This is a genomic window from Erwinia sp. GW821-FHT03D09, from assembly GCF_059420805.1.
In genome coordinates, this window is sequence record NZ_JBWKUK010000006.1 from 46,893 (window position 1) to 62,675 (window position 15,783).

14 protein-coding genes and 2 pseudogenes are annotated in these 15,783 nt (G+C 46.8%); 1 reads left to right on the forward strand and 15 read right to left on the reverse strand.

Going from position 1 to position 15,783, the window contains the following annotated elements; genetic code table 11:
• Window positions 1–11 precede the first annotated feature (11 nt).
• The 11 genes and pseudogenes from rpoS to fimA all read right to left on the reverse strand — a co-directional run bounded on the left by rpoS (window position 12) and on the right by fimA (window position 11,391).
• Window positions 12–1,004: an RNA polymerase sigma factor RpoS gene (gene rpoS / locus AC07U6_RS07235; RefSeq protein ID WP_105593956.1), complete on the reverse strand. Its 993-nt coding sequence runs from the start codon at window positions 1,002–1,004 to the stop codon at window positions 12–14.
• Window positions 1,005–1,053: 49 nt separating this feature from the next.
• Entirely contained in the window at window positions 1,054–2,115 is a 1,062-nt protein-coding gene (gene nlpD / locus AC07U6_RS07240; protein WP_494763627.1) for a murein hydrolase activator NlpD, read from the reverse strand.
• A 156-nt stretch (window positions 2,116–2,271) separates the two neighbouring features.
• Entirely contained in the window at window positions 2,272–2,901 is a 630-nt protein-coding gene (locus AC07U6_RS07245) for a protein-L-isoaspartate(D-aspartate) O-methyltransferase (protein ID WP_494763628.1), read from the reverse strand.
• A complete protein-coding gene (gene surE, locus AC07U6_RS07250) occupies window positions 2,895–3,656 on the reverse strand; it encodes a 5'/3'-nucleotidase SurE (RefSeq protein ID WP_494763629.1) in 762 nt (253 codons plus the stop codon). Before surE ends, AC07U6_RS07245 begins: the two co-directional genes overlap by 7 nt.
• A gap of 305 nt (window positions 3,657–3,961) precedes the next feature.
• Window positions 3,962–4,815, reverse strand: a pseudogene (locus tag AC07U6_RS07255) (IS5 family transposase).
• Between the two features lie 280 nt (window positions 4,816–5,095).
• Window positions 5,096–5,635 carry a fimbrial protein gene (locus AC07U6_RS07260; protein ID WP_494763630.1) on the reverse strand — a complete coding sequence of 180 codons (540 nt, stop codon included), beginning with the start codon at window positions 5,633–5,635 and terminating at the stop codon, window positions 5,096–5,098.
• An 11-nt stretch (window positions 5,636–5,646) separates the two neighbouring features.
• Window positions 5,647–6,633, reverse strand: a complete 987-nt coding sequence (locus AC07U6_RS07265) for a fimbrial protein (protein ID WP_494763631.1) — start codon at window positions 6,631–6,633, stop codon at window positions 5,647–5,649.
• Between the two features lie 28 nt (window positions 6,634–6,661).
• Window positions 6,662–9,313, reverse strand: coding sequence for a fimbrial biogenesis usher protein (locus tag AC07U6_RS07270; protein WP_494764539.1), 2,652 nt, complete (start codon window positions 9,311–9,313; stop codon window positions 6,662–6,664).
• 123 nt (window positions 9,314–9,436) lie between these two features.
• The gene (locus tag AC07U6_RS07275) at window positions 9,437–10,141 is read right to left on the reverse strand and encodes a fimbria/pilus periplasmic chaperone (protein WP_494763632.1); all 705 of its coding nucleotides are present in this window, start codon (window positions 10,139–10,141) and stop codon (window positions 9,437–9,439) included.
• Between the two features lie 75 nt (window positions 10,142–10,216).
• Complete coding sequence (locus AC07U6_RS07280; protein ID WP_494763633.1) at window positions 10,217–10,759, reverse strand: fimbrial protein; 543 nt, start codon at window positions 10,757–10,759, stop codon at window positions 10,217–10,219.
• Window positions 10,760–10,833: 74 nt separating this feature from the next.
• A complete protein-coding gene (fimA, locus tag AC07U6_RS07285; protein WP_494763634.1) occupies window positions 10,834–11,391 on the reverse strand; it encodes a type 1 fimbrial major subunit FimA in 558 nt (185 codons plus the stop codon).
• A 392-nt stretch (window positions 11,392–11,783) separates the two neighbouring features.
• Between fimA and AC07U6_RS07290 the strand changes: the two are divergent.
• Window positions 11,784–12,956 (forward strand): annotated as a pseudogene (locus tag AC07U6_RS07290) (transposase).
• Between the two features lie 159 nt (window positions 12,957–13,115).
• Here the strand turns inward: AC07U6_RS07290 and truD are convergent.
• The 4 genes from truD to ftsB are packed head-to-tail and all read right to left on the reverse strand — an operon-like array spanning window position 13,116 to window position 15,680.
• The gene (gene truD / locus AC07U6_RS07295) at window positions 13,116–14,165 is read right to left on the reverse strand and encodes a tRNA pseudouridine(13) synthase TruD (protein WP_494763635.1); all 1,050 of its coding nucleotides are present in this window, start codon (window positions 14,163–14,165) and stop codon (window positions 13,116–13,118) included.
• A gap of 2 nt (window positions 14,166–14,167) precedes the next feature.
• Window positions 14,168–14,641 (reverse strand): 2-C-methyl-D-erythritol 2,4-cyclodiphosphate synthase, encoded by a 474-nt coding sequence (ispF, locus tag AC07U6_RS07300; protein ID WP_123330897.1) that lies wholly within the window; start codon window positions 14,639–14,641, stop codon window positions 14,168–14,170.
• The gene (gene ispD / locus AC07U6_RS07305; protein ID WP_494763636.1) at window positions 14,641–15,357 is read right to left on the reverse strand and encodes a 2-C-methyl-D-erythritol 4-phosphate cytidylyltransferase; all 717 of its coding nucleotides are present in this window, start codon (window positions 15,355–15,357) and stop codon (window positions 14,641–14,643) included. Before ispD ends, ispF begins: the two co-directional genes overlap by 1 nt.
• Window positions 15,358–15,368: 11 nt before the next feature.
• Window positions 15,369–15,680: a cell division protein FtsB gene (gene ftsB, locus AC07U6_RS07310; RefSeq protein ID WP_494763637.1), complete on the reverse strand. Its 312-nt coding sequence runs from the start codon at window positions 15,678–15,680 to the stop codon at window positions 15,369–15,371.
• Between the last annotated feature and the right edge of the window lie 103 nt (window positions 15,681–15,783).

A 15,783-nucleotide genomic window follows, 5' to 3' on the forward strand; every position in this document is an offset into this window, starting at 1 on the left:
CAGTTTCGCGATTATTCGCGGAACAGTGCTTCGATATTCAGTCCCTGTGCCTGCAGAATCTCACGCAGACGACGCAGACCTTCAACCTGAATCTGACGTACACGCTCGCGGGTCAGACCAATTTCGCGACCCACATCTTCCAGCGTCGCCGCTTCATAGCCCAACAGGCCGAAACGACGTGCCAGCACTTCACGCTGCTTGGCGTTCAGTTCGAACAACCATTTGACGATGCTTTGCTTCATATCATCGTCCTGCGTGGTGTCTTCCGGACCGTTATCTTTCTCGTCGGCCAGAATATCCAGCAGCGCTTTCTCAGAATCTCCGCCCAGCGGCGTATCAACTGAGGTAATGCGTTCGTTGAGGCGCAGCATCCGGCTTACGTCATCAACAGGTTTATCTAACTGCTCGGCAATCTCTTCCGCACTCGGCTCATGATCGAGCTTATGGGAAAGTTCTCGCGCGGTGCGCAGATAAACGTTCAGCTCTTTCACGATGTGAATCGGCAAGCGGATGGTACGGGTTTGATTCATGATCGCCCGTTCAATCGTCTGACGAATCCACCAGGTGGCGTACGTGGAGAAACGGAACCCTCTTTCCGGGTCAAACTTCTCTACGGCACGGATCAGACCGAGGTTACCTTCTTCAATCAGATCCAGCAGCGCCAGACCACGATTGCTGTAACGACGGGCGATTTTTACCACCAGACGCAGGTTGCTTTCAATCATTCGGCGACGTGAAGGAATGTCGCCACGAAGCGCCCGACGGGCAAAGAAGACTTCTTCTTCCGCCGTTAACAGTGGGGAATAACCGATCTCCCCAAGATAGAGCTGCGTCGCGTCGAGCACACGCTGTGTGGCTCCCTGCGACAGCAGTTCTTCTTCTGCTAAATCGTTATCACCAGGTTCATTTCCGACAAGAGCCTTCTCATCAAAAACCTCAGCTCCGTTTTCGTCGAATTCCGCATCTTCATTTAACTCATTAACTTTCAGCGTATTCTGGCTCATAAGCGGCTCCTACCCGTGATTCCAGGGCAGAACACCAAGGTTCTGCCGGTTATCGCTGCGGTAAATAACGCAACGGGTTTACGGATTTCCCCTTGTAACGAATTTCAAAGTGCAATCTAACCGAACTCGTGCCAGTACTGCCCATGGTGGCTATTTTCTGACCAGCTTTAACCTCTTGTTGTTCGCGGACCAGCATAGTGTCGTTATGGGCATAAGCACTCAGGTAGTCATCATTATGTTTGATGATTATCAGATTACCGTAACCGCGCAGCGCATTCCCGGCATAGACCACCCTACCTGAAGCGGTGGATACAACGGACTGACCACGTGAACCCGCGATGTCAATACCTTTATTGCCGCCTTCGGAAGCAGAGAAGTTATCGATAATCTTACCGTCTGTCGGCCAACGCCAGCTTCCCACTGGGGTAGCGCTGTCCGTTGTACTGCTGACGGTCGGGGCGGTAACCGGCGCTGTCGTCGTTGCAACAGTTGTACCGGATGAAGGCAGCATTTTGCCTCCACTTGGAGTACCTGAATCCTCAGAATACGTAATAACCGGTTGCCGTGCAACAGGTGTTGGCTTCATTTGTGTACTGGAAGGAGGAGTCGTTACGCCACCTGCAGTCGCATCGGCAACCGTGATGGCATTGCCACCGGTGATCGGCGTACCGCCGCCGTTTCCAACCTGAATCTGCTGGCCAACGTTGAGCCCGTAAGGGGCAGGGATATTATTGCGCTGCGCCAAATCTCGGAAATCATTGCCGGTAATCCATGCAATATAGAACAGAGTATCGCCACGCTTAACGGTATAGCTGTCACCGCTGTAGCTACCTTTCGGAATGTTCCCATAACTGCGGTTATAAACAATACGCCCGTTTTCCGTCACTACGTTCGGTGAGGGGGACGAAATCATTCCACCATTTGAAGACGACTGCGGGCGTGCGGGAGTAAAGCCACCGCCGCCTGAATTACTCAGCATGCCTGAATCATTACCGCCAACTGAACTGATGGGAGCCTGCGTATTATCGCTGGAACAACCTGCCAGCCAAAAACCTATCAATGAAACGGCCGCAATACGGCGCAACTTAAAAACCGGGCTTCCAGTGCTCATTCTTCCCCCATTACGGCAATGCTTATTAAAGACAGAACTGCGGCTGGGCTGATGGTTTACAGCATCTTCTGTCAGCCCGCGCGAATTATTCAGATACTAGCAATATCAACCACAACGTGCCATGCCAGTTGTATTAATCTTTATTAGCGGCTCACTTCAGGCCAGATCGCCCTGCACCAGGGGAACAAAGCGAACCGGCTCAATGGTTTCAACCACAAACTCCTCTCCCCGGCGGCGAATGCGCTGCAAAACCTGCTGCTCTTCCCCAACCGGCAGCACCATAATACCCCCCTCATCCAGCTGCGCCAGTAAAGCATCCGGTATTTCCGGCGGGGCGGCCGTCACGATAATGGCATCGAATGGCCCACGGGAACGCCAGCCAAGCCAGCCGTCACCGTGGCGGGTTGAAACATTGTGCAGGTCGAGCTGCTTCAGTCGGCGCTTGGCCTGCCACTGCAACCCTTTAATACGTTCTACCGAGCAAACATGCTCGACCAGGTGCGCCAGAATGGCCGTCTGATAGCCGGAGCCGGTACCGATTTCCAGCACGCGCGACTGCGGAGTCAGCTCCAGCAGCGCGGTCATTCTGGCCACCATATACGGCTGCGAAATCGTCTGCCCGGAACCAATAGGCAGCGCCATATTGTCCCAGGCTTTATGTTCGAAGGCTTCATCAACGAAGCGTTCGCGCGGCACATCTTCAATAGCCTGCAGCAATCGCTCATCGGTAATGCCCTGCTTACGCAGTAGTGTAAGCAGCGTATCGATCCGGCCGCCGCTTACCATTGTTGATCAACCTCAACGCGTGACAGCCAGGAAGATACAACCTCCTGTGCCGCATGGGCGGTTAAGTCCACATGAAGAGCAGTCACCGACACATATCCCTCATCAACCGCTGCAAAGTCGGTACCCGGGCCTGCGTCAAGCTTGTTACCCGGAGGCCCAATCCAGTACATCGTGTTGCCGCGCGGGTCCTGCTGCTGAATCGCCCTGTCGCTGGGGTGGCGACTGCCGCAGCGCGTCACGCGGATACCTTTTATCTGCTCCAGCGGCAAATCAGGAACATTGATATTGAGAATGCGCCCGGTCCGCAGCGGTTCTTGCATCAGTGCGCGCAGAATCGAGCAGGTCACCGCCGCCGCCGTTTCATAATGCTGATGCCCGTCCAGCGACACAGCCAAAGCGGGAAGCCCCAGATGACGCCCTTCCATCGCCGCCGCAACGGTCCCGGAATAGATCACATCGTCACCGAGGTTTGGCCCGGCGTTGATTCCGGAGACCACGATATCCGGCTTTGGGCGCATCAGGGTATTTACCCCCAGATAAACACAGTCGGTAGGCGTTCCCATCTGCACGGCAATATCGCCGTTGGGATAGTCAAACGTGCGCAGCGGTGTTTCCAGCGTCAGCGAGTTTGACGCCCCGCTGCGATTACGATCGGGAGCAACAACCTGAACCTCAGCAAACTGGCGCAGCGCCTTTGCCAGTGCCTGAATGCCAGGCGCGTGGATACCGTCATCGTTACTCAATAATATTTTCATTTTTAATTTTAAGAAACTTTGTTCATGATAAAAATAAACTGCATATCGTCACACTAAAATTTAGTTATTTGATTTTTAATGTTTTTTAAGCAAAAAGCCTAAGTGACATTTTCTTTATTGTGATGAAGTTCGTGCAGCAAGGCAAGTATTGTAACGATTATGTATTGAAGTAATAAAGCCAAATGTTAACGGGGTGATATACCGCCTAACCAAATCTGAAATTTGTCTTAAATTTTGCTATTAATCCAGGCTTTGTTGAACAAAGCAGATTTGGACAATAAACCCTCCTTGAATGTGCATATACCTCAGGCAACACGCACACTTTTTGGCAAACCCGCGAGCGTCATCTTGTTCAGGGCACGGAGCATCGCCATAGCCTCTGCCACTTGCGCATCGTAATTACGCAAGGTCATGTAACCACTAAACAACTGTTTTATCCGGTACATCGCTGTTTCTGCTACCGAACATCGGTGGTAGCCAGTCATGTCTTTCCATCGTGTGTTGTCCCCCGTAAGGCACGGGTTCACCACGGCTTGATTTCGGTCTGTGTAGTCTGCGGATCAGTAGCGGGCTTCGTTTTTTTGGGGGAAGGGAGGGTAACACCTTGACTTTACGGTGCGTCGGTCCAATAAGGCCTGGCAAGGCTTTCATATCGGTGATAATGCTCAATGACAGATCTGCACAGATGACTTCATGCGCTTTCGCGTCTACCGCCAGATGCAGACTTTTCCAGATTCGCCGTTTCTCCTGACCGTGTTTTTTCACCTTCCACTCCCTTTCACTAAAGGCTTTGAGGCCGATGGAATCGATAACGGGGTGCGCAATTTCACCTCGCGTTGGGGTTTTAAACGAGATATTCACGGATTTTACCCGTCTGCTGATGCAGGTGTAATCAGGACAATTTAACGGCACTTTCATCAGTGCGAAAATGGCGTCGACGAAGCCCCGAAGGGCCATACCGAAAACACGCTTCAGCATCACTACCGTGGTGATGGTCATATCGGAATGATGGTGCGGGCGACCCCGCACTGACAATGTTGCCTCGCAGTACCAGGCAGGGATTGCTGTTTCATCCCCCCAGAAAGTGAGAGCACCTCAAAGTGATAAGGGCCTTTTTGTAAGCCTTCCAGTTGGCAATCCTGAACTTTTGATTTGCCACGGTATGTCGCTGTTCTGTCAGAACGAGAGTGATCTGATCCTGTGGGTCAGAAAAAGTTCTGATTTATTCAACAAAGCCTTTAATCCACTCAAAACAGGATTGTCATACTCCTGATTTAAATATAAAAATGTGGAGAAAAAGCACCATCTTCCAGTATTTGTAGATAGGCGCGCCACAAAAAGGTCAACAACCATCATCGCTTCTCCTCCCCCAATCTGCACATGAAAGAATGCCAGAATGTGGGGTTGTATTTCACTTCATCACTTGTGCACCGTTAAGGTTAGGGATACTCGATGGTAAAGGTTGTATCCGCGTTCGCCGTGCCCGGAGTCACGTTACCCTTTCCATTTGCTACATACTGACCATAAAAATTGAGTGTGATAGATTCAGTATTAGCAGCAACGTTGTAAATGTCAGTAGGGCGACCGAGAGGTATGCGTTTCTTATTTTTATCGAGAATAGCAATGCCGATATTTTTTGCCGCATTTCCTCCGCTGATTGCCAGAAGTGAAGGGTCGATAGCATCTGCGAGGCCCCGAAAGGTAACTGTCACTTCCTTCATAGTACCGCAATTAGTGAGAAGGATACTAAAAGGCACGGGGAGTACGCGTTCAGGCTTGACAGAAAAATATTTTTTCTCCCATTCTCCCATATTGACCGTCACTTCCCGGGAACCGCTACTGACAGTACAACCACCGGCAACTAGTGTCGCTTTAATTTTTATATTGATTACCCCCAGTTCAGCCCTGGTGTTTGATATAAAAAACACAAAAAACAGAATAGGAATAACAGTTCCACACGCTAGCAAATTAATTTTCATCGCCCCCCCTGTTAATCAAAGTCTAATCTCAAATATCCAGCTGAAGTCACAACGCCTTCCTTTGGAAGGTTGCCAGTAACACTAACCGGAAACACTTTAATAATCACATCAGATTCTTTATTATCACCAAGAGGAAAAGGAATAATGCTATACATATCATTAGGTTTTAATTCTTTCTCATCCGAGCCCGAAACAACAAATCCGACATTATTATCATTAGAAACAATGGCATTTCCGGATGTTTTGTCTGCTTGTACGCGTAAGGAAAGCCGGGTTCTGGGATCAATACTCGTACAGACAATTTTTATTGTACGAACTGCTGGGGAGACACCCACAGCCTTTTCCCCTGCCCTTCTGAATGCAGATACAGGTATTTTTCCAAAATCAATATCAACGATTTGACCAGCATTCAGCACACAACTTTCTTTCACGATAATATTTAAGTTTAAATACACATTTTTTAATGTTACACAGCCGGTTAACTGACAGAGTTTCCAATATCCTATTGGAATGTTTTTTGTATAACTCCCACTTACCAATTTTTTATCAATACGGATCCTACTTTCAAAACTTTGCGACATTGTCACTGTCATATTTTGCGCATAGCTATAAGGTTTACAGCTTCTATTCTCAACAAGAGAAACAATATTAAAAGGTGCATAAATCGGAGTGGGGTAGCAAGGATCCTTAATCCGCAACGCAACAGAAATATAATCATCAGCTTTTCTAAATGACCATTGAGTCGCCATTTCATTTGATCCAGGCATGGATTCATAAAAATATTGGAATACTTCACTTGCTGTTCCCCTATCCATATTCACCTTCGTATTATTGATAGAAACAACAGATAATCCCACCTCGTAATTAACGTTGTTTTCCCCTTGTGAAAAATTTTTTGAAATAGTCGTCGTAATCGTACCCCCACAATATTGACTACACGAAATTGCTTTAACCCCTCCACTCATCAACAGCAATAGAAATAAAAAATAATTTTTCATTTTATTTACCAATAAACGTTATCAATAGCTATTTACATACTGATTTTATAAAAACGACTGGTTTACTATCAGTTTCTTTCGGCAGATAATATTTCGCCTGGCATATTTGGTTCTCTCCATTTCCCCACTTGACCTGTAAATCACCCTCAGGCAAAAGACCAGATAAGTAAACCTGACCGTTCTCTCCTACAATACCTTGCCCCTTACCATTATCTGCTATTGCTATGGCACCAAATGGTACAAATTTTCCGTTGGGCTGAGAAAGGGTGATCAGACTTTTTTTCCCAACTCGGGCAGTAAATTCTGCAAGGGATAGCGCCCCCCAGGTTGGCACAACATTCACAACAGCATCATCCAAATCAGCATCATCTTTTAACGTAGTGGTATTCAGGGCAATTCTGTTAAGACGGTAATCGGTGGCGTAAGGCATGACGGCATAACCCCGCCAGTCAGTGCTAACCCCAGTTGTGTTTTCCAGTTCAACATTGCTCGCGCCAGGTGCCTTAATTAATACGTTTGTATCCCCTAATGGCTGGCTCAGAGTAATACCATTGGCATGCGCTACCACACCACCACTCAGACCATAATTTATCTGTCTGTAATCCCGGTTATAGTTATAACTTATATTACTGTTCCCATAGCGTCCCTGATAGTTCATTCCGGCACTGCTACTCGCCTTATTGCCGCGATTACCATAGCCTTGCTGAACGTTATAATTCAGATTATTACTATCCAATAACGTTCCACTAATCCCTGCCTGTTGTGTCGCATATCCATGAGAATCTGCGTTAACTGAGTAAGTAGCGTAAGCACTGTTGTTTGATTTGGTAATATCCGAACCTTTTCCTCCCCCGGAAATCCACTTACTGAGAGGTAATGATATAGTGAATGCCATGCGTTTATCCGCATTCTCAAAACCAGGTTCTCTATTATAACTTAAACTCAGGTTATAGCTGATGTCGTTCCAGAAGCCATTATAGCCGACCTGTAGCAAGTCATTAGTTCGATTATTATGCCAATAAGATTGCCGACTCCCTGTCAAAAAAATGGATCCCGAATCACCCACCTGCTGAGAGATGTTTACCTGGACACGACCTTTTTTGGCATATCTGAGGTTGTAATAACTTTCATAATATGGCTCATTTATTTCTTTTTGACCACCATAATAATTAGCATTATAACCATTCTTTGCTCGGTAACTGGTTTCATCCAGTGTATAAAACCCTTCTGTAGAATAACGATATCCCAGTAACTGGAAGTTAGTACCAAATTTATTCAGTGATTTAGCATACAGAAAACGTAAAGATTGCCCCTGATGGCGGCTATCATCGACCAGCGTACTGTTCGCTTGAGTGACGTCTGCAGAAACAGCACCCCATTGCCCTAAATTCACTCCTGAACCAACGACAAAAGAACGGTAACGATTAGCAATCTGCATTCCACCAAAAAGTGTTACTCCACCCGGCCCGCCCCAAATAGATGTACCTTCCCCGAAAAAAAACTTTTCCTGGTATATATTATTGCTTCTATACTTCCCCATCGTCAGGGAATATTTAAGCCGCCCTTCCCTTTGTAGTATAGGCACTGCTGAATAAGGTACGGTAAATATATTTTCTGTCCCATTCGCCTCTTTTACAAAGACCTGCAAGTTACCACTGCTTGAGGTTGCATAAAGATCAGTAATTTCAAATGCACCAGGAGATACATAGGATTGATAGATAGTATAACCATTTTGTTTTATCGTAACCTGAGCATTACTGTTAGCTACTCCCCGGACAATTGGAGCAAAACCACGCATGCTGTCTGGCATCATATTATCATCAGATGCCAGCTGAACACCTCTAAAACCAAGGCTATTGAATATATCGCCTGGAGTATTAGCGTCACCAATTTTCAACGTACTTTTAAGTGGAATAATTGCCCGCTGTATAAATTTACTGATATTCTGCCATTCAGTTGTAGTACGATATCCTTGTTTGTTATAGTTCCAGGTAGAATAGTTTCGCAAACGCCATGCTCCCAGATTCCCACCCAAATTAAGGCCAAGAAAATAACTGGATGGTGTTCCACGTACTTTATCACTCCGAGCATTACTTCCTGTAAAATTATAGTTGACGAGCAATGCTGGGATACCTTCTTCCCACTCTTCAGGAGGTATGTAACCACGCATATTACTTTTCATATTAGCCTGTGGAATACTAATATAAAGACGTAATTTTTCGAAATCAAACTTGCTGGTCGCCAGTGGAATGGAGTCCACGAAATCATAGCAATCTGTCGCCGGCATATCTTTCAATGAAGGTATGCTTTTTCCATTAAAACCTAACTTTTCAAGTTGCGCCAGAGTAAAACAAGCTTGCAATCCTGTATCATCAGATACATTTTTTTCCTGCATCTTTCCAGAAGATATTCTTTTTGGTTGAGAGATAAAAGTAACATCTCGTGTTGATACGTAGTTCTCATTAATATAAATATCAACACGATAGTTTCCAGGAGCTTGTCCACCATCCTTTTCAAAACGCGACAGATCTGCTACTGCATCATGATCTTCAGACAGAAAAGATGGATTAAAAAATTCTTCTGCCTTTACGAAATTATTAAGGCTCAATAAAATGAAAATTCCCAAAACAGAATATACTGCAAGAGATAACATACTATTATTTATGTGATTTTTTTTCAGAAAATCTGTTAGAATGGCATTACATGGTTGCATAGAATAATTCTCTGATTCTATTTTAAATATAGCACCATACTTTTACCTACATCCTGTAAATATCACATACAACACAAAAAACGTGATTAATTACAATGGAACTACAATTGATTCAGTATTTGCACCATAGTCATTGATTGCTTGATAACGTAATGGACCATTTGCAGACGCAGGAATCTTTATCCCTTTTTTACTTTTGGGTTCAACCATTATATTGGGTAATTTTTCGCTCCCAATATGGATGTTGATCATAGTTACGTAATAAGGTGATGGATTATCAATATTTATCCTATCGCCTTTCCTTGAAAACTTTAACTGCGAAGGTGCTTCTGCAGGTGTAGACGGCAACCCTGCTGGTCGTACAAACAGTTTAATACGTGACATAATTGCAATCTGTAATACATTTTTATTTTCTATCTCTTCTCGATTTAAGGAAGGGATAGCTTTACTATTTATCCAAAAAACGGTTTCACGATCTTTAGGCAATGCCGGGCCAACGTACATAATACGTAGTGTATTCTCATTCTTAGGCTTACTTAAAAATAGTGGTGGTGTAACAATAAAACTAGTTGTTTTCTTGTTATTATCATCCTCAATCCAAGACTGGATAAGAAATTTATTCTTTTCGTCACTATTTGTAATAGCCAAAGAAACCTGTTTCGAGTCAGCAGGATAGATAACACGCGTTGCGCCAAGTGCAATTCCTCCGGCATATCCATTTATGGAAAAAAATGCTGAAAATAACAAAGTAAAACTGACGGGCACACGACAAAGAAAATGTAAAACACTCAACACAATAGTGCTCCTGAAACAATTAATATCGAAAATTATTATTTAACCTGACAGAGTTAAAACGAATTTTTTTCGGTTTTACTGATAAGATAATGTCAGCCAGATCCATGAGTCAGCATTACCTGCGGTGACCTGATAAGATGTAGCACGGTAACGGACAACAAATCGTAGCCTTTTATCCTCTCTATTTCTGTAGGCGAATAGGCGCGGTAATGCGTTTGGAGGAATGATCTTTCCATCAGAGTCAAAAATAGCCATACCCGCACCAGATGACGTATTTATCCTATTTCCAGCCTGAAAAACCAGCGGATCCTTATCATCAGAAACACCGAGGAAATTAATAGTGACTTGTTCCTTAACCTCATTTCTACAATCATTTAGAATTATTTCAAATAGCACAGGGGGAGCATATGAACCCAAGCCATTAAATTGACTGCTACGAAATTCGCCCATGTTTACGATAAAATCATCGTTTCCTGAGGATACGCTGCAGGCTTGATCCGTTATGGCTCCACGAAGATGAACTATTCCCTGGTCAATGAAAGCAGGATGCTGCCTACCAGCAAAAGAGCTGGAGCATGCCAGAAAACTAACGGCACAGAATAGCGCTGTAGTTTTCAAAATAACCTCACTAAAATTGTGAAATAGCTACCATCCATGACAGCTAAAAAATAAGTTAAATCACAAAAAACATGTTACTCATATTGCATTGTAAAAGTTGCATCCGCATCAGCACGGCCAGGAGCCACTGTGGCTAATGTTGACTTATAACGCGCATTAAAAGAAAGCACGTTGCTGCCATCATTCAGCGTCTGAACAGTAGAGTACATTGCACCATCTGGTGACAGTACCTTGCCTTTACTATCAGAAATTTCAATACCCACACCTGACGCAGAGCCTGAACTTCCTCCACCGAGGTTAGAAATAGCCAGCACAGTGTTGTCTTTTCCATCAGCAACACCGTTAAATGCTACAGCAGCAGTTGTTGATACCGTTGTATCGCAATCCTGAAGTTTGATAGTAAAAGGAACCATACCTGAGCGATCACCCACTGCTTTAAAACTGGCACTACGATACTGACCTAAATCTACGGTCTGATTGGTCGAATCAGCACTTACTGCACATGCTGCATTGACAATCTGTCCTTTGAAATGCACGGTGCCACCTGGCGCTGACACCGTATCAGCCATTGCCATTGATCCTGCTGAAAGAAGAGATGCTGCAATGAATGCATTAATAATTTTAACGTTCATTTTTTTCAAAATTCCTTTTATTGTGGAAACGACTTAATCTGGACTATCCACTCAGTTTTTGAGAGTAAACCCCATAAGCATATTGACATCAATTGACATTTTTTGTCACGATTAAAAATATACCACTAGTAATTTATCCAATAAAGTAAAATAATAAAAAACAGAAAATTAAAAATATATCTCTAACGGTGAGGTTTTAAAATTAATATCTTAAGAATAAAAAACTATTAAACAATACAACAAAACATAACAATTTTATTTTTCAGATAAATAAATGTACGAACTGAGTAAATATAAATTCCCCTATAAAATATGTAAGTATTCCGGTAAATCGAACCATTCACTTTTAGAGATCTTCCGACATACTGATTATGTTCCCTGAGGAGATCGCCATGCGTAAAACCCGACTCACCGAACACCAGATCATCGCAATTCTGAAGCCCGTCGAAGCCGGATGTACCGTCAAAGATATCTGCCGCGAAGTCGGTATTTCCGAAGCCAGCTACTACAACTGGAAAGCAAAATACGGCGGAATGAAGGCCTCTGATATCAAAAAGATGAAAGATCTTGAGGACGACAATCGTCGTCTCAAACAGATATTTGCCAATCTCAGTGGCGTTGTTGAATCGATCGAACTGTTGGTCGTAATCAGGATCAGAATAACCACATTCCTGGCACTTCGCAGCAAAAAAAGTTCAAAATTATCAACTAGAAAACCGACAACAATGTGCCTATCCATCGAGGCTCACTGACATTCTGACTGGATGAACAGGTTATCCGGGACAGGTGCGGGTACGACGAACCAAAAACATCTTCACGTGGTCGTCCGCAACGTTATTCTGAGCAGGACTGTGTACTTTTACCATCCCGATACACGACGTGATGAACCGATAATACTGGCGCTGACCAATACGGCTGAACGCTATCCGCGATACGAATTTAAAAAGCTGTTTCAGGTGCTGCACCTGCAGGGAAACACCTGGAACCATAAGCGAGTACACCGGATTTATTGTCTGCTGAAACTGAAATTTTCGTCACAAGAGAGAGCTACGTCTGCCGGTGCTCAATCCGGTCTCGTTGACGATACCAGAAGCCCTGAACAAGAGCTGGTAGATTATTGATTTTATGCATGATATGCCAGTATGCAGCAGATAATCCCGGGCCTTCAACGTCATGGATGATTTTAACTGAGAAGTTCTGGCGATAGAGACATTCCGCACAGCGTGTCGTTCGGGTCCTGGACAGAGTAGGGGCAAATCGTGGGTAGTAGTCGGATGGATAATGGCCCGAAGCTGATCTCACTGGCTCTGGTAAAATAGATTGAAGACTATGGCGGACCGCTGGAATTTATCAAGCCGGACAAGCCACACAGAATTCGTTTATCGAATATTTTAACCGAACAGAGATATTAGATTTTACCTGTTCAGAACGCTGAATGAAGCTCAGGAAATTACAGAATGCTAGCTGACGGAATATTGCAGTGATCGGCCCCATGAATTCCTGAATAACCCGACACAGGAAGAAACCACGGCTAATAGTTTATCTCAAAAAGTGGGTGGAACTAAAACGGGTACATTACAACACACAGAATGACTTCCATCATGCGTGTCATTTAGAAATAAATATCAAACCAGAGCTAATTTATTCAGATTAGGAGGGAGCAGGGCCGTAAAAAACTAAAAAAGCTGCCACAAGGGCAGCCGTCACTGGAGCGATTTGAATAACTATTCGTCAATCTCTTCGTTACTGCCCTGTGGCAGCAATATTTCGCGCACGACACTGGTCGCAAAACTACCTGTCGGAAGCCAGAACTGCATTTCCAACGTGGCATCATCCTGCCAACCCCAGCGCATATCACGTGGGATCACCAGCATTGCACGGCGGGCAGCATCAACGTTCTCACGTATGATCAGCGCAATTAACGCACTGTCAGACATGAGAAAAGCCTGCTCCAGAGCCAGCGCATCATCACGCGTCCCCCATTCCCCCTTACCCGGTAATGGGGCAGTAATGCGCAACGCGTTGTTTTTTACTCGCTGCTGTAGTTCAGGGAGTTCTTCACTCCCGGCAACAAACCAACTGCCGCGACCGGTCAGCTGCAGCGCATCGCCGTTCAACACCTTCGTCAGCGTACCCTGCTGTGCCAGACGATCGCTGACCACCTGATTAAACATTGCGCTACGCGCCGCCGAGAGCAGGAAACTGCGTTTGTTACGCTCACGCACGCGGATCTCATCTGCTGCCCAGCGCTGCGCCATAAGCAGGTTGTTACCGTTATGGCCAAAACGCTGGCTGCCGAAATAGTTGGGTACACCGCCGACAGCCACCCGCTGCAGGCGCTGCTCTACCGCATCACGGTCGGAAATCTGGCGCAGCACCAGTTGGAAGGCATTGCCCTGCAGCGCACCTGTACGCAGTTTGCGACGATGGCGGGCGCTTTCCAGCACCTCCACACCGTCCAGCACGAATTTGCGCATATCCGGCGTATCTTTACCCGGCAGCCTCAGGCAGAACCACTGTTCGGTGACGGCGTGGCGGTCCTTCATGCCGGCAAAGCTGGCGTCGCGCGGATGGATACCGACAAATTTCGCCAGCGCCTCGGCCACGAAACGGGTGTTACAGCCGGTTTTACGGATGCGCACCAGCAGCTGTTCGCCATCGCCGTCAGGTACGTAGCCGAGATCCTCAACCACAACGAAATCTTCCGCCGTGGCTTTCAGCACGCCCTCCGCGGTCGGCTTACCGTACAGCCAGTTCTGCTTCGCTAAATCCATCTTCAGACCTTAATCAGCAGCGCAACGGCTTCACAGGCGATGCCTTCACCGCGACCGGTAAAACCCAGCTTTTCGGTGGTGGTGGCCTTCACGTTGACCTCATCCATGTGGATGCCCAGATCTTCGGCGATATTGATGCGCATCTGCGGCGTGTGCGGCAGCATTTTAGGTGCCTGCGCAATAATCGTGACATCAACGTTGCCCACACGATAGCCTTTCTTCTCGATCTGACGCCACGCTTCGCGCAGCAGTTCACGGCTATCCGCACCTTTATAGGCGGCGTCGGTGTCCGGGAACAGTTTACCGATATCACCCAGCGCCGCCGCCCCCAGCAGCGCGTCGGTCAGCGCATGCAGCGCCACGTCGCCGTCTGAATGGGCCAGTAATCCTTTCTCATAAGGGATACGCACGCCGCCAATAATCAGTGGGCCTTCGCCGCCAAAAGCGTGTACATCAAAACCGTGACCAATACGCATTATGCGTTCTCCTTATTATAAATTTGGGTCAGATAAAACTCGGCCAGCGCCAGATCTTCCGGCCGGGTGACTTTAAGATTATCACTGCGTCCGCTGACAAGTTCAGGATGATAGCCGCAATACTCCAGGGCAGAAGCCTCATCGGTGATGCTGGCACCTTCACGCAGGGCGCGCTCCAGACAATTTCGCAGCAGAGCCAGCGGGAACAGCTGGGGCGTCAATGCGTGCCACAGGGCCTCTCGCTCAACCGTATGGGCAATGGTTTCGGCACCGCCGGTTGCCCGCTTCATGGTATCGCGTACCGGTGCGGCAAGAATACCGCCGACCTCACTGCGCTGGGTCAGCTCCAGCAGGCGGGTCAGGTCGTTGAGGTGCAGGCAGGGGCGGGCAGCATCATGCACCAGCACCCACTGCGCGTTTTCAGCCGCCTTCAGGCCAGCCAGTACCGAGTCGGCACGCTGGCTTCCTCCTACCACCTGAATAATCCGCGGGTCGTTCGCCACCGGCAGCCGTGAAAAATGGACATCATCAGGGCTAAGCGCCACAATCGCTTTAGTCACCGCAGGGTGCGCCAGCAGCGCATCCAGGCTGTGTTCAAGAATCGTTTTGTTACCGATGGAAAGATACTGTTTGGGGCACTCAGACAGCATGCGGCTGCCGATCCCCGCTGCGGGCACAACGGCGATCACGTGCGGACAGGAGTCTGCGATGTTCATGGTTATCGTTACTAATTGGCTGGTTGGCTTTGCTGCGCGTTTCGTTTGCTTTGATCCGGCACAAGGCGATAAAAAATCTCACCGGGTTTGATCATCCCCAGCTCGTTACGTGCGCGTTCCTCGATCGCTTCCGAACCGCCGTTAAGATCGTCGATTTCGGCAAAAAGCTGATCGTTGCGCGCTTTAAGCTTGGCGTTATTGGTCTGCTGCACCGCAACATCCTCATTAACGCGCGTATAGTCATGTATGCCATTCTTGCCCAGCCAGAGCGAATATTGCAGCCAGCCCAACAGAACAAGTAACAGCAGCGTAAGTTTTCCCATCCCCGCCCCCTGAAAAACCGCTCAATCATCCCATAACTTTTACTACGACTCCACTCTGCCAGTGAAATAAAGCTGTTTTCTCAGACTAAGCCGCGCAAACACG

Coding starts and splice junctions, on each gene's coding strand:
- rpoS (WP_105593956.1), bottom strand. CDS start 1,004: ATGAGCCAGAATACGCTGAAAGTTAATGAGTTAAATGAAGATGCGGAA.
- nlpD (WP_494763627.1), bottom strand. CDS start 2,115: ATGAGCACTGGAAGCCCGGTTTTTAAGTTGCGCCGTATTGCGGCCGTT.
- AC07U6_RS07245 (WP_494763628.1), bottom strand. CDS start 2,901: ATGGTAAGCGGCGGCCGGATCGATACGCTGCTTACACTACTGCGTAAG.
- surE (WP_494763629.1), bottom strand. CDS start 3,656: ATGAAAATATTATTGAGTAACGATGACGGTATCCACGCGCCTGGCATT.
- AC07U6_RS07260 (WP_494763630.1), bottom strand. CDS start 5,635: ATGAAAATTAATTTGCTAGCGTGTGGAACTGTTATTCCTATTCTGTTT.
- AC07U6_RS07265 (WP_494763631.1), bottom strand. CDS start 6,633: ATGAAAAATTATTTTTTATTTCTATTGCTGTTGATGAGTGGAGGGGTT.
- fimA (WP_494763634.1), bottom strand. CDS start 11,391: ATGAACGTTAAAATTATTAATGCATTCATTGCAGCATCTCTTCTTTCA.
- truD (WP_494763635.1), bottom strand. CDS start 14,165: ATGGATTTAGCGAAGCAGAACTGGCTGTACGGTAAGCCGACCGCGGAG.
- ispF (WP_123330897.1), bottom strand. CDS start 14,641: ATGCGTATTGGTCACGGTTTTGATGTACACGCTTTTGGCGGCGAAGGC.
- ispD (WP_494763636.1), bottom strand. CDS start 15,357: ATGAACATCGCAGACTCCTGTCCGCACGTGATCGCCGTTGTGCCCGCA.
- ftsB (WP_494763637.1), bottom strand. CDS start 15,680: ATGGGAAAACTTACGCTGCTGTTACTTGTTCTGTTGGGCTGGCTGCAA.